General features: G+C 38.0%; 16 protein-coding genes and 1 pseudogene. 8 read left to right on the top strand and 9 right to left on the bottom strand.

Translation table 11 applies throughout. The features are described 5' to 3' along the window. The 5 genes and pseudogenes from B5X76_RS16865 to B5X76_RS16845 form a co-directional block, all read right to left on the bottom strand. Window positions 1-265, bottom strand: a pseudogene (locus B5X76_RS16865) (IS256 family transposase); the annotation flags it as partial. Window positions 266-361: 96 nt separating this feature from the next. Further along, window positions 362-679, bottom strand: coding sequence for a GNAT family N-acetyltransferase (locus tag B5X76_RS16860; RefSeq protein ID WP_079644920.1), 318 nt, complete (start codon window positions 677-679; stop codon window positions 362-364). 176 nt (window positions 680-855) lie between these two features. Further along, on the bottom strand, window positions 856-2,091 hold the full coding sequence (locus B5X76_RS16855) for a PQQ-dependent sugar dehydrogenase (protein ID WP_079644918.1): 1,236 nt from the start codon (window positions 2,089-2,091) through the stop codon (window positions 856-858). Between the two features lie 356 nt (window positions 2,092-2,447). Beyond that, the gene (locus B5X76_RS16850) at window positions 2,448-2,690 is read right to left on the bottom strand and encodes a hypothetical protein (RefSeq protein WP_079644916.1); all 243 of its coding nucleotides are present in this window, start codon (window positions 2,688-2,690) and stop codon (window positions 2,448-2,450) included. 5 nt (window positions 2,691-2,695) lie between these two features. Then, the gene (locus B5X76_RS16845; RefSeq protein WP_079644915.1) at window positions 2,696-3,556 is read right to left on the bottom strand and encodes a universal stress protein; all 861 of its coding nucleotides are present in this window, start codon (window positions 3,554-3,556) and stop codon (window positions 2,696-2,698) included. 317 nt (window positions 3,557-3,873) lie between these two features. Between B5X76_RS16845 and B5X76_RS16840 the strand changes: the two genes are divergently transcribed. Next, window positions 3,874-4,449 (top strand): RNA polymerase sigma factor, encoded by a 576-nt coding sequence (locus B5X76_RS16840; RefSeq protein WP_245801077.1) that lies wholly within the window; start codon window positions 3,874-3,876, stop codon window positions 4,447-4,449. Window positions 4,450-4,462: 13 nt separating this feature from the next. After that, complete coding sequence (locus B5X76_RS16835; RefSeq protein WP_079644911.1) at window positions 4,463-5,809, top strand: outer membrane beta-barrel protein; 1,347 nt, start codon at window positions 4,463-4,465, stop codon at window positions 5,807-5,809. 2 nt (window positions 5,810-5,811) lie between these two features. On the opposite strand, the gene B5X76_RS16830 is transcribed toward B5X76_RS16835, so the two are convergent. Together B5X76_RS16830 and B5X76_RS16825 are read right to left on the bottom strand one after the other, a co-directional pair. Continuing rightward, entirely contained in the window at window positions 5,812-6,492 is a 681-nt protein-coding gene (locus B5X76_RS16830) for an HAD family hydrolase (protein WP_245801076.1), read from the bottom strand. A 58-nt stretch (window positions 6,493-6,550) separates the two neighbouring features. Next, the gene (locus tag B5X76_RS16825) at window positions 6,551-7,744 is read right to left on the bottom strand and encodes a proline dehydrogenase family protein (protein ID WP_079644909.1); all 1,194 of its coding nucleotides are present in this window, start codon (window positions 7,742-7,744) and stop codon (window positions 6,551-6,553) included. Between the two features lie 92 nt (window positions 7,745-7,836). Here B5X76_RS16825 and B5X76_RS16820 point away from each other — a divergent pair, with 92 nt between their 5' ends. From B5X76_RS16820 to B5X76_RS16805, 4 genes are read left to right on the top strand one after another with little or no spacing between them, the layout of a single operon-like run. Then, window positions 7,837-8,043: an RNA-binding S4 domain-containing protein gene (locus tag B5X76_RS16820; RefSeq protein ID WP_079644907.1), complete on the top strand. Its 207-nt coding sequence runs from the start codon at window positions 7,837-7,839 to the stop codon at window positions 8,041-8,043. A 32-nt stretch (window positions 8,044-8,075) separates the two neighbouring features. Further along, window positions 8,076-9,140, top strand: coding sequence for a 3-dehydroquinate synthase (gene aroB / locus B5X76_RS16815; protein WP_079644906.1), 1,065 nt, complete (start codon window positions 8,076-8,078; stop codon window positions 9,138-9,140). 8 nt (window positions 9,141-9,148) lie between these two features. Next, window positions 9,149-9,871 carry a ThuA domain-containing protein gene (locus B5X76_RS16810; RefSeq protein WP_079644904.1) on the top strand — a complete coding sequence of 241 codons (723 nt, stop codon included), beginning with the start codon at window positions 9,149-9,151 and terminating at the stop codon, window positions 9,869-9,871. A gap of 24 nt (window positions 9,872-9,895) precedes the next feature. After that, window positions 9,896-10,306 (top strand): NUDIX hydrolase, encoded by a 411-nt coding sequence (locus B5X76_RS16805; RefSeq protein ID WP_079644902.1) that lies wholly within the window; start codon window positions 9,896-9,898, stop codon window positions 10,304-10,306. A 4-nt stretch (window positions 10,307-10,310) separates the two neighbouring features. Here the strand turns inward: B5X76_RS16805 and B5X76_RS16800 are convergent, their stop codons facing one another. Continuing rightward, a complete protein-coding gene (locus tag B5X76_RS16800) occupies window positions 10,311-11,150 on the bottom strand; it encodes an ATP cone domain-containing protein (RefSeq protein WP_079644936.1) in 840 nt (279 codons plus the stop codon). A gap of 109 nt (window positions 11,151-11,259) precedes the next feature. Here B5X76_RS16800 and B5X76_RS16795 point away from each other — a divergent pair, with 109 nt between their 5' ends. Together B5X76_RS16795 and B5X76_RS16790 are read left to right on the top strand one after the other, a co-directional pair. Further along, window positions 11,260-11,556 (top strand): YgaP family membrane protein, encoded by a 297-nt coding sequence (locus tag B5X76_RS16795; protein WP_079644900.1) that lies wholly within the window; start codon window positions 11,260-11,262, stop codon window positions 11,554-11,556. 63 nt (window positions 11,557-11,619) lie between these two features. Beyond that, window positions 11,620-12,330 (top strand): SIR2 family NAD-dependent protein deacylase, encoded by a 711-nt coding sequence (locus tag B5X76_RS16790; protein ID WP_217699679.1) that lies wholly within the window; start codon window positions 11,620-11,622, stop codon window positions 12,328-12,330. Window positions 12,331-12,394: 64 nt separating this feature from the next. On the opposite strand, the gene B5X76_RS16785 is transcribed toward B5X76_RS16790, so the two are convergent. Continuing rightward, entirely contained in the window at window positions 12,395-12,586 is a 192-nt protein-coding gene (locus tag B5X76_RS16785) for a hypothetical protein (protein ID WP_317042866.1), read from the bottom strand. Window positions 12,587-12,634: the final 48 nt, after the last annotated feature.

The following is a 12,634-nucleotide window of genomic DNA, read 5'->3' as shown; positions in this document are numbered from 1 at the left end:
TATCCCGTCCAGACTCCAGCTCAAAAGTACCTGTATTAAGTCCCCGAACAGTTTTCTTAGTCTTACCATTCCGACGATTGGAATTACCTAATGCCTTATCTTCCTGAAGATGACTCTCTAGCTCGCCATCCATCATAGACTCTAGTAAATGCTTCATTAAGGGCGCTAGAACGCCGTCGTTCGGAGATAAACTCTTCCCGTTATAAAGACCTTGCATAGCTTCCTCTTTGAAGCGTTCAAAGTCAAATGGGGTCTTGTCTTTCATGACCATGTCGTTTGAATAATTAAATATAAAAAACCTTATTGAATTATTCCGCTGACACAGTTTACGTTACAGTCTCACATATTTATATTTGATATGCTACAAATTACCATACGTAGGGAAACCTGGGTCAACAATACGCTTCCACTCTGGATTCTTTTTGATGTAGGCAAATACATAAGGACAGTAAGGCATTAACTTACGTCCATCCTCTTCGATAAACATAAGTGTCTTTTCGACAACTGCAGCCGCTGCTCCTGTCCCTTTTAATTCAGGAGCAGCTTCGGTATGTATCAACGCAATTCTATCCCTTGTCTCTTTGAAGTCAATGAACGCTAAATAGCCATTAACCTCAATCTCAAAACGATGATCTAAATCATTTTTTACTAATGGAATATATTTCAATTCTTCTTTCATATGTATTTAATTTGATTTTCATCTGCCATACGGAATATCCAAATTACATTCATTCTTTTTTGTGCAGTTCTGCCGCATAGATATTTCATATGTATATAATTACTTCGTGATCCGCCAGTACCAAAACTAACATTATATTACCCTGCAAAAGTTAAGGTATATTAAGAAAATGCCACCTATTTTTTTCCGATACGATATAGCTTTCCTCCATCCGTTATCGCGTATAATGCTTCATCTGCTCCTTGAACAATATCTCGGAATCGCTGTCCTTCTCTACTAAGTAGACGTTCTTCACCAACAACTTTATTGTCTTTAATCACGAGTCGTGCAATATGCATACTACTTAGCCCGGCTATGAATAGATTGTTTTTCCATTCAGGAATAGCGGTGCCTGTGTAAAAGGATATTCCAGACGGCGATAGTACAGGATCCCAATAATAAACAGGCTGTTCCATACCTTCTTTTTGTTGAATAGGAGGAGAGCCTATTTCTTTGCCAGAATATTCAATACCATAAGTAATATCTGGCCAGCCATAATTTTTACCTGCTTCTACTCGATTAAGTTCGTCTCCACCTCTTGGACCAAATTCTGTCTCCCATAAATCGCCTGTCTCTGGATGAAAAGCGACGCCCTGAACATTACGATGTCCATAAGAATAAATTTCGGGGAGAGCTGTCGCATTGCTTTCAAATGGATTGCCGGGTACAGGTTTCCCATCAGTCGTAATTCGAACAATCTTACCTAGCCCAGTTTTCAAATCTTGTGCCATTGGTCTAGTTGCCAATTCAGAACGTTCGCCGGTAGTAACAAAAAGATTTCCATTTTTATCAAAAATAATCCTTCCTCCGAAATGAAGCTTACCTTTAAAAACTGGCCCTGCTCTATAAATTACAACAGGATTTTCGATTGTTTTATCATCGTTAGCTAGACGCCCCTTGGCAACGGCTGTCTGATTGCCAGCTGAAGATGGTTCTGCAAAAGTCCAGTACACCATGCGGTTCGTATCAAACTTCGGATCTAAGGCCACACCTAATAAGCCTCCCTGTCCATCGGCATCTACCTTTGGCAACCCCGTGATAGCTTCGCTTAACTTACCTTGCTGATCAACAATACGCATGGTACCTTCCTTTTCTGTTATTAAGAATCGTCCATCGGGTAAAACAACAATTCCCCAAGGAGATTTCAATCCTTCGGCAAGAACTTTGCCTTCAAAAGGAGTGGAGGTCTTTACACCTGCTACCCGTGTCTGCCCAACAAATGCAGGTTTGTAGTTTGAATTTGCCTTCTGCGTCTCAACAGGAGCCAAGCTACTGTCTGCTGCGTTATCAACAGTTTCATTTGCTGTGCCGTTATTACAACTTATACCTAATAAAGTTGATGAGATCAAGGCTAATGAAAGAATACTTTTCATATATAAATAATTTGAATTTTAATGGTCATACGGAATATCCAAAGTATTTTATGCACGAATTGTTGTATTTGGTATGCATGCTACTTCGCGGTCGTGCGTGTTTGCAGTTCTGCTACATGGATATTTCATATGTATATAACTATTTTTTATAAGTGTGTGTTTTCATATGTATATAATTTGATTTTCAGTTGTCATATGGAATATCCAAACTATATTCATTCGTGTTTGTGCAGTCTGTACTACATGGATATTTCATTTGTATAAATGAACTCCTTTCACTCGGTTTGTTTTTATCTGTCATTAACTTATTAAATATACAAATTTTGTGACTAGTGGCCATCTTCCTAAAAGATCGCCTACTTTAGCACAATAATCTCTTTATGCTTCAGTAACTGCCTATAAGTAAGTGCCGCTGACAAACCTTGAAAATCCTTATAGTACGGGGCCGGCAATAGCACTTTAATCTCACGATCCTTTATGGGAATAAAATAAAGTGCGCCCTGTGTTTCTGATTTCTCATTGACAAGCATTGTGAATTTCTCGACAGGCTGGTCCAACTTGTTTGCTTGCTGTAAACTATTGATAATTGTATTTAACATCCGAATTATTTACTTACTTTTTCTTCGTGGAAAACGAGTATAGGTGTGCTGGAATGAAATGCAAACTTATTGGATAGACTGGAATTGACTAATCTATCAAAGAAGTTTCTATTCCGTTTAACAATAGCTAACAAATCGATGTTATTGTCGATCAGAAAACTATTAACTGTGCGTTCAATACTTTCTTTCTTTTCCAAAAACACAAAATCTAGATTCTTACCTTGAAATTTCTTGCCCCACTCTTCTCCATACAATAAAGCATTACTCGGATTACTCGTATCATCCATAACGTGGGTACAATAAACTTCTGCTTCAAATAAGGTAGCCAAATCAACAACCTCTTCTAGAGCGGCCAGATCTTTGTCACGAAACAACGTAGTGAATACTATTTTCTTGATAGGAGCGTATTTAGCTCCGGACGGTATAGCTAAAACAGGCTGCTGTATATTTTGTATCACCGCAACCGTATTGGTACCTACAAATTTTTCGGTAAAGCCAGAAGCACCATAGGTACCCATAACCACCAATCTGATCTCTTCTGCCTTCACAACCTTTCTAACACTGGTAACAACGGTTCCTTCTTCAAACAGAAAAACTAGTTTACTGCTATCCAATCCATTTTTTTCAGCCAGTTCATGAAGTGCCGGGGCCTGCTTCTTGAAATAATCAAATTTCGACAATTCGACTTGCTGATATACATCCGCCAACATCTCCGGCTGCCCTGCATGGGTAGCAGACAACACAGGTGTGACATAAGAATACAACACAAATAGCTTAACATCAAGCTGATTTGCTAAACGCGTAGCATACAGGAACGCATTATTTGCTGCATCTGAAAAATCCGTGGGAAAAAGTATATGTTTCATCTTAGTAAATTGTTTGAGTACACAGCGATATTACGTCATCAGAATGATCAATGGGGATGATTTTTACCGCCATTTTTATTTTAAATTTAAGCAAAAAGATGCAAACACTCAAGAGATACAAGAAATATCCATTCCAGTATAAATAATACTGTAGCATTATACGTTTCGTTTACGTTCTCTGTCAGAATGAAAAGTTTTAGTATGATGCTGGCTTTATGATTGGTATTATTGGAAATAAATTACATAAATTAGATCACTGAACATCAGATAAGTCTTACGTGAATATATTGCCAAAATATTTCCAAAAGAAAACATCCTTGACTCTAAAGTCCGCTTTGGAGGAATGTGTATTGGCTGATAGTGAACGAAGCAAATCTTTTATCTATAAGAAATTCTACGGGTACTTAATGGCTGTGGCTTTGCGCTATGTGAAAGATGAAATGGAAGCCGAAGATGTGGTTAATGAGTCTTTTGTTAAAATATTCAGAAAAGTAAGGGACTTCTCTTTTGATAGTGACGATCAGGTCATTGAGAAAACATTTAAGGCCTGGATGGCACGCGTCACGGTGAACACGTCTATTGATAAGATTAGAGCGAAGAAGGAAACGTACGCTTTGGACGACGTACATGACGGGGAACTGGCACAACACGCTGTGAATTCATCTACGAGACTGGAAGAAAATGATATATTAAATTTACTGTATGGGCTCCCTGAAATCCAACGCTCTATATTCAACCTTTATGAAATCGAAGGATATTCGCATGAGGAGATCGGTAAATTATTAAATATACCTGAAAGTACTTCGAGAACGTATTTGACACGGGCGAAAGCCAGATTAAGAAAACTTTATACAGATCAATTTTCTGTATTAGACAATATAAATCATTCTTAAATAATTAGACAGAATGAAAAGCGAGAAAGAAATAATTGATGAAATTGTAAATCGTCTTAAGTCACAACCCGAGCGGGAATATAGACCGGGTGCTTGGGAAGGCTTTAAAGGGCAATATGGTAATCGCACGACAAAAACCCGGCAGATATCTCGCTGGGCAGCGACTGCTGCTGCTTTCCTATTACTAGGAATGGGGGCTGTATATTTCATTAATGACACTACAAAACCATCTGGATCGAGAGAACATGAACTTGCCTCGACAAGACAAACTCCGCTTACAGAGGATACAACCCCACTTGAAATACCAACAAGCAAGCCTAGCAGTAATACAAAACTACTGGCAGAGGCTGGAAACTCAATTGATGTAATCGGCCACTCTACTGGAGATAATATAATATCTTCGTCCAAAAACAGTACTGTAGACAGGTTTTTGAATCTATCTCTTGTAGCTGATGCAATCCGGAATATCAATACACAGATTGATATTTCGTCTGAAAATGTAAATAGAATAAGCGATGATAATAGAAGATATTCATCTATAGGCGCAAACTTGATGCAGCCAAATACTCCTACTGTGGAGCAACTTACTCTAGCGGCATCATCTATCCCTAATTCTGATTTAAAGATTCGTGAGGTCGAAAACATTAATCAAAGTAAACGGGTTCATCTCGGCGACAAATTTGACTTGGCTTTATTTGTATCTCCATACTCGACTGGGGATAAAATGAATGTTGGAGGGGGACTTACATTAGCGTATAATCTTACGAATAAAATCAGTGTTCGTACCGGAGCTTCTTATAATTCTTATGAAATGGGGATGTTAAAAAACCCAACTGCACCAAGTAGTTATGAAGCTGTTGTAGTAAGTAATAATTCGGATGTAGGTAAAAACATGGCTGGTATGGCGGCACCACAAAATAGTAAAATGATAATACCAAATGTCAACGCGGTAACCGGTATCGTTCAATCTGTCGATGTACCTCTAGAACTGAAGTATAATGTCGGCAAATCGCTATATGCAGTAGCTGGAGTTTCATACTCGGCGATCATAGGGCAAGAAAGGAACGCACACTACGTGGACAATGTTAATGCAGAAACATTTTCTCAAGGATTTCCGGAGAATGAAAAACAGATGCAAACAGCAGTAAAGGCTGTTACTAAAACTGTAAAGTCCGCAGAAAAAAATGTTTCAACAAATGGCTTTAATGGTTTTGTTAACTTTTCAGTAGGTAAAAAAGTAAAAGTCAACAACCGATTTGGCGTGTCTGTGGAGCCTTACTTAAAAATTCCAGTTGGAGAATACCGCAGAGCTGATATGGACTACACCAATGGAGGTATCCGTATTATGACCAACTTTTAGGTCTAAAGTTGGTCTATTCGAACCCAAGCCATCCCCGCGGCTATGGCTCCTTGTACACCAGGATCGCCATCCTCAAAGACAAGACATTCTCCTGCTGGTACACCTAATAGTTCGGCACAACGCGAAAATGGATCAGGGAAAGGCTTTCCTCGCTCTGTTTCTCCTGCACAAACCATCGCTTCGTATTTGTCCGACAGACCAATTACTTCCAAGGTGATTGCTAGGGTAGATCGACTCCCTCCAGAAACAATCCCTATCCTTTTGTCCCCTATACTATCCAATAAAACCTGACGAACAAATGTAATAGGTTGGGTTTGATAAATGAATCTATCAATGAAAATGGCAGATTTTCGCTTCGAAAACTCAACTGGATTTAAAGTGACATGATAACGTTGTGAAATCTCCTGTGCAACAGCTATTGTAGGCCAGCCTGCTGTCTCATCAATCAACGAATCGTCTAGGTCAATACCGTACTCCAAAGCGGTTTCGACATAAGCGGCTTTGTGCGCCCAAATGTTATTGGCAAGGGTGCCGTCAACATCAAAAATTAAGGTATTGAAGGGGTTCGCTAGATTTATTAGCTTATTGTACTTCTCTAATTCCAATTCATTCATCTTATTGATCTTGAATTTCACTAAAAAGCCTCCGAATATCAAAGGGAGCGAATCTACATCCTCTCTCATTTTCAAAACGGAGACTCTTAAACCTATCTCTCAAAGAGATAAATATACTTCGATTTTATTATTTTAAGCTCTTTCTTCGTTGCTTTTCTTTTATAATAAGACTAAGCTCACGACCGGTTTGTCCAGCGGCAGAACTATTCTCTTGTGCTCTTCTAAAGAGATACGGCATAACAGACTTCACGGGGCCATAAGGCATATATTTTGCCACATTATAATTTGCTGCTCCTAAGTTGAAAGATAGATTATCTGACATTCCTAAGAGTTGAGCAAAAAAGACGTGGGGGTGATTATGAGGAATGTTACGTCTATCCATTTCTTTTGCCAACAGCATGCTACTCGCATCATTGTGTGTACCAGCCATTAACCCGATCTTCTCCACATTGTCCATACAAAACATGATGGCATTGTTGTAATCGGTATCACTAGATGCTTTGGTCGACTGAATAGGAGAGGTGTATCCCTTTTCAGCTGCACGTTCTCGCTCAATTTCCATATAGGCTCCTCTAACAATCTTCGCTCCTAAGTAAAAATTTTGAACTTCTGCGTACGAAAAATCTGCTTTTAAGGAAGCCAACTTATCATGCCTATACAACTGATAGGTATTGTATACAATAGGTTTTTGCTTATTGTACTTTTCCATCATTTCACGAGCAATATCGTCTATTGTATCTTGGATCCAAGAATGTTCGGCATCGATAAGCACTCGAATGTCAGCTTCATAACAGGCTTTACAGATTTGGTCGCAACGCTCCATAAGACGAGCAAACTCTTGTGTTTCTTCCAGCGTTAGTTTTTCTTTGGCATCAACCTTGGCCAACAGGTCAAAACGTCCAACACCAGTAGGCTTAAACACACAGAATGAGATTAATTTATTCGTCTTAGCAAATTCGACAGTAGCTAGTACCTCGTCACGACAAGCGTCAAAACTTTCTTCAGATTCTTCGCCTTCTACGGAATAATCTAATATTGTAGTTACATTTCCTTTGCCTAATTCTTCTATGGCTTTAGAACACCCCTTTATAGTTTCACCTCCACAAAATTGCTTATAGATCGTATTACGTATGATCCCTTGAATAGGTAAGCCTATGTTTAATGAAAAATTGGTAATTGGAGTTCCTATCTTAATAAGTGTACTTGAAGCAACCATTTTGAATAACCAATAGGCTCTTTCAAGATCTTTATCTGTCTTGTTACGAAACGCAATCTCAGTGTTATCGAAGTTCAATACAGATGAGCTTTCTTGTGTAGTCATTTTGTTTTATTTTTTCGGGACAAAAGTAAGTAATTAATGATTACTTTTTTGCCAAAAAGATTATTTTACCCGATATTAAGTTACTTTTGTATATGCAAACATTTACATTAGAGGGAGAATTTATTCCGATGATTCAATTATTAAAAGCCTTAAGCTGGGTCGAACATGGTGGCATGGCCCAACGGGTCGTCGAGGAAGGACTTGTAAAGTACAATGGGGTAGTAGACTTAAGAAAAAGACTTAAAGTCCGAAAAGGAGATGTAGTCGAATTTGAGGGACTAAAGGTCCAAATCGTATAAAATACGTATATTTACTACTTGATAAAAAAAACATGCAAACGATCGATAGTTTAGGGTATAAAGTTTATTTTGAAGAGGACTTAAAGTCATTAGAATCTTTTATTTCACAGGGAGCTTATTCTCAGGTTTTAATTTTTGTGGACAGAAATACGAATGATCATTGTCTGCCTGTACTACAGTCGGTATTGCCGAACCTAGTGGATTATGACATTATCGAGGTTGATCCTGGTGAAGAAAACAAGAACATTGATTTTTGTATTGGTGTATGGAAAACTATGCTCGACTTTGGAGCCGACCGTAAGGCCTTAATGATAAATCTAGGTGGAGGTGTGGTGACTGATATGGGGGGATTTGCAGCTTCGACTTATAAACGTGGGATTGATTTTGTTCAGGTTCCAACCACGCTATTAGCGCAAGTAGATGCTTCTGTAGGTGGTAAAACTGGGATTGACATGGATAATGTAAAAAATATCATCGGTACTTTTACCCAACCTAAAGCAGTATTTATTAACCCAAGATTCTTAGAGACACTTGATCAAAGACAGTTGATCTCTGGTTTTGCAGAGGTGATAAAACATGGGTTAATCCAAGATCGCGACTTGTACAATAAATGTAAACAAGTTGATGTTTCAAAAATAGATTCAGAAATTATATATCGGTCAGTTGAAATCAAGAATAATGTTGTTCTTAAAGATCCAACAGAACAGGGACTTCGTAAAATTTTAAATTTCGGACATACTATCGGCCATGCTATAGAAGGTTATTCGTTGCTTCATGACGACAATCCGCTATTACATGGTGAAGCTATTGCGATCGGCATGATATGTGAAGCATGGCTATCAAATAAATACAGTGGTCTGTCTGATTTAGAACTGCAGGATATAACGCATGAATTTGTTCGCCAATATCCGCATTATTCGTATGACAAAAGCATCTATACGCAATTGATAGCGTTAATGAAAAATGACAAGAAGAATGAAGATGGTAAAATTGGTTTCGCTCTTTTAGAGAAAATCGGTAGTGCAACCTATAATGTGTTTGTCTCTGAAGATGATATCCAATTAGCTTTGGACTATTACCTGAGCGTTAGTAAATAAAATAGACTTTGAAAAACTTAAGCTTCTTTCTTCTTATCGTTCTTGTTTTGACAAAGGCCAACTCCTTTGCTCAACAAGCTAAAAATGTATTGATTTTTAGCAAAACAACAGGCTTTAGACACAATAGTATCCCTAAAGGAGTACGTGTTGTGACGGACCTTTTTGCGAAACAGGGAATTAAATCTTTTCATACGGAAGATGCAGCTTTTTTTTGTCAGGACAGCCTGAACAACTATGATGCTGTGCTATTTTTAAGTACTACTGGCGACATTTTTACAACGGAACAAAAGGCCGCTTTTCAGGCTTTTATACAAGCAGGAAATGGTTATGTAGGGATACATGCAGCCTCAGACACAGAATTCAACTGGCCTTGGTATGGTCAGCTTGTTGGTGGATATTTCTCGAGCCACCCAAGTGTCCAAGAAGCTAAGATTGAGGTTCAAAATCGGAAACACCCAGCGACAAAACATCTACAACGAGTTTGGTTTCATAAAGACGAATGGTACGATTTTAAAGATGTCAAAGAGGGACTAAACATTCTGATGACACTGGACGAAGGTTCCTATAAAGGAGGAAAAATGGGTAAATTTCATCCTATTGCTTGGTTTCAAGAGTTTGACGGAGGTCGATCCTTTTACACTGGTCTAGGACATACAGAAGAGTCTTTTGATTCGATTGATTTTCAAAAACACATTGTGGGAGGCGTTAAGTATGTTTTAAAACTTAACTAGTTTTTCAATCATTGGACGACTATTATGTATAGAGAAATAACTGTTGCCGTAGCTATTGTAACCGATAAGGAAGGCAATCTTCTGGCTCTCCGAAAAAAAAATGCTTCCTACTTTACGCTTCCTGGAGGAAAAATAGACCAGCAGGAAACTCCTCTTAAAGCACTGATAAGAGAATTGAGCGAAGAGTTAAATTTAGCATTTAATAGCTGTGATTTTGAGTTCTTAGGAAGGCATAAAACTAATGCAGCCAATGAAGTCAACACTTCTGTAGAGGGATATATTTTTCGTCTAACAAAATCCATACACCAAGCGGTTTACCCTTACAATGAAATCGAAGAAATCGCTTGGTTGTCCAAATCGAGCTACAAAAACTATAAACTAGCACATCTATTATCGGAGTTTGCCTTACCAAAATGGTTAAACAACTTGGTTTAATACACTAGTGTTCTAAAGGGCTATTTACTAAATCGATAGCTTCTTCTAAGACTTGCTTTTCTTTCTTTTGTTCTATATCTATAATCTGTAGGAATTTAGGATCCCTAACAATATCTTTCACTAGAATACATTGGGCTTTTAATAACCTTGCTTTGTCCTGTTCATTTAATGAAGTCAAACAGGTGATAGGATACTCACCGTTATTATCAACTCTTGACTTTAAACTACTACTTTTCGGATAATCCCAAGATAAAAGATTCATACCGTGATACTCACCAAACTTTATAGAATCTGTTGTTAAGTAGGCATTGGTCACAAGCCATCCCTCGGATACTTTTAATGATCTATTGAAAAAAGTATATGTGATATCGGATATATCTTTTACCCTAGACATAAAATACATTGGAGTCGTAACAGATATCTTTGCATCGACGTCATTTCGAAACTTACATTCAATTGCTAAAAGCTCATTCCCTTTGCTGGCCACCACATCAATCTCATGTGTAACGGCATGTCCCTGAATAGTTTGACCTGTGACGGCTTGATAACCCTCTTCCTGAAAAATCCTCGCAATCCATTTTTCAAAATAGAAGCCTTCAGGTCCTAAATCCCGAAGTGCCTTTTTCAAGCTATAGCGTGCAGCATACGTATCTCTACAGGCTTTTAGATAGTCAAAGGCTAGCTCATACAGTTCGCGTGTGGAAATACCGTCGTAAAGTTTGCTTTGGATGCTATTAAATACTCCTTCAACTTCTTCGGGAGTAGCACCAGAGCGCGACAATGAATACTTTAAGCTTTCTGGTCTAAAGGGCACGAGTTCCCCGGAGTGTTTCTTTACTTGCATTATCTTATTTACAATTGAAATTACCCTTTCAATATACAATTTATTACCTGTCTTGAAAAACATATTAACAAATAGATTGTTCTATAAGAGAAACTAAAGTTATACGAATATGCTATTTAACTATGCACTAGAAAAGATAAAAAAGAAAATTGATGAGGATTGTGTAGATGGAAATGTAGGGACATCTGAACGGATATTATCGGTAGTAGCAGGGGGACTAATTTTTGGAATAGGGGTAAAGCAAGTCATCAAACGACCTATGACGGCTCTTACAGGTATATCCCTCGGTGGAGCATTAATCTATAGAGGGATCACAGGGCATTGTACCATAAAGACGGCAATTGATAAAATAACAAAGGAAGAGGACAAAGTAACTGTTATCGAGCACCGCTATTTTGTCAAATAATCTTATTAGATCTATTAAAATAAATCAGCTACATATTTTGTGGGTCTTTTATCTTTGTAAGTCATGAAGCTGAAAAAAATAGTTGTCTTAAGTGGTGCCGGTATCTCGGCCGAAAGCGGCCTACAGACATTTAGAGGAAACGATGGACTGTGGGAAGGGTATCACATCGAAGAAGTAGCTACACCAGAAGCGTGGAGAAAAAATCCGGACCTAGTTCAACAATTTTACAATGAACGAAGAAAGCGATGTATTAATGCCCAACCGAATGCCGCACATTTGGCATTGGTAGAGTTGGAGAGATATGCTGAGGTAACTATAATAACACAAAACATAGATGATCTACATGAAAGGGCAGGAAGTAAAAGCATTATACATCTGCACGGAGAGATTCGAAAATCTCAATCATCCCTTGACCCAGCACTGCTATACGAAATTGATGGAGATGAAATCAGTATGGGAGAGAAATGCGAATTGGGCTCACAACTGCGCCCTCATGTAGTCTGGTTCGGTGAACCTGTGCCTAAAATGCTAAATGCAACTAGGCTCGTTAAAAAAGCTGATATACTATTGGTTGTCGGAACTTCGTTACAAGTTTATCCGGCTGCTAATTTAGTTTTCGAAGCTAATATTGATTGTCAAATCATTGTTGTTGATCCACATATTCCACGAATAGATCGGGATCGAAAAGAGATGTATTTTTTTGAAGAGAAAGCATCTGTAGCTCTACCAACAATGGTTGCTAATTTTCGAAAAAACAATCATTTTGATACATAATATAAAGGAGAGCTTTGTCTCTCCTTTTATATTATCGAATAATAGAGTGAATAACCTTATAGCTCTAGTAGTATCTATTATAGGTCTCGTTAAAACTCGATCTCATAGTAGAGAAGTTTTCAAGAACCTTATTTATAAAATGTTCATCTAAAATTTCAAATACGCCGTTGACTCCATTTGAAATGTCTGCCTCAGCTATCTTATAGGACTGTTCTAGATTTCCTTGCTCAAATTTTATAATAAATTTCTGATTCATTCCAAAAATCGAAATTTTACAATCTGGATGTGGCAGCTCTGCTATTAC

The organism is Sphingobacterium nematocida (assembly GCF_900168125.1).
Taxonomy (GTDB): domain Bacteria; phylum Bacteroidota; class Bacteroidia; order Sphingobacteriales; family Sphingobacteriaceae; genus Sphingobacterium; species Sphingobacterium nematocida.
This window is presented reverse-complemented; position numbering and strand designations above follow the sequence as displayed.

What these genes read in the sequence shown, in the direction of transcription:
- B5X76_RS16860 (WP_079644920.1), bottom strand. Translation starts at nt 679, where the DNA reads ATGAAAGAAGAATTGAAATATATTCCATTAGTAAAAAATGATTTAGAT.
- aroB (WP_079644906.1), top strand. Translation starts at nt 8,076, where the DNA reads ATGCAAACGATCGATAGTTTAGGGTATAAAGTTTATTTTGAAGAGGAC.
- B5X76_RS16820 (WP_079644907.1), top strand. Translation starts at nt 7,837, where the DNA reads ATGCAAACATTTACATTAGAGGGAGAATTTATTCCGATGATTCAATTA.
- B5X76_RS16855 (WP_079644918.1), bottom strand. Translation starts at nt 2,091, where the DNA reads ATGAAAAGTATTCTTTCATTAGCCTTGATCTCATCAACTTTATTAGGT.
- B5X76_RS16805 (WP_079644902.1), top strand. Translation starts at nt 9,896, where the DNA reads ATGTATAGAGAAATAACTGTTGCCGTAGCTATTGTAACCGATAAGGAA.
- B5X76_RS16790 (WP_217699679.1), top strand. Translation starts at nt 11,620, where the DNA reads ATGAAGCTGAAAAAAATAGTTGTCTTAAGTGGTGCCGGTATCTCGGCC.
- B5X76_RS16825 (WP_079644909.1), bottom strand. Translation starts at nt 7,744, where the DNA reads ATGACTACACAAGAAAGCTCATCTGTATTGAACTTCGATAACACTGAG.
- B5X76_RS16830 (WP_245801076.1), bottom strand. Translation starts at nt 6,492, where the DNA reads ATGAGAGAGGATGTAGATTCGCTCCCTTTGATATTCGGAGGCTTTTTA.
- B5X76_RS16845 (WP_079644915.1), bottom strand. Translation starts at nt 3,556, where the DNA reads ATGAAACATATACTTTTTCCCACGGATTTTTCAGATGCAGCAAATAAT.
- B5X76_RS16835 (WP_079644911.1), top strand. Translation starts at nt 4,463, where the DNA reads ATGAAAAGCGAGAAAGAAATAATTGATGAAATTGTAAATCGTCTTAAG.
- B5X76_RS16785 (WP_317042866.1), bottom strand. Translation starts at nt 12,586, where the DNA reads ATGAATCAGAAATTTATTATAAAATTTGAGCAAGGAAATCTAGAACAG.
- B5X76_RS16795 (WP_079644900.1), top strand. Translation starts at nt 11,260, where the DNA reads ATGCTATTTAACTATGCACTAGAAAAGATAAAAAAGAAAATTGATGAG.
- B5X76_RS16800 (WP_079644936.1), bottom strand. Translation starts at nt 11,150, where the DNA reads ATGCAAGTAAAGAAACACTCCGGGGAACTCGTGCCCTTTAGACCAGAA.
- B5X76_RS16850 (WP_079644916.1), bottom strand. Translation starts at nt 2,690, where the DNA reads ATGTTAAATACAATTATCAATAGTTTACAGCAAGCAAACAAGTTGGAC.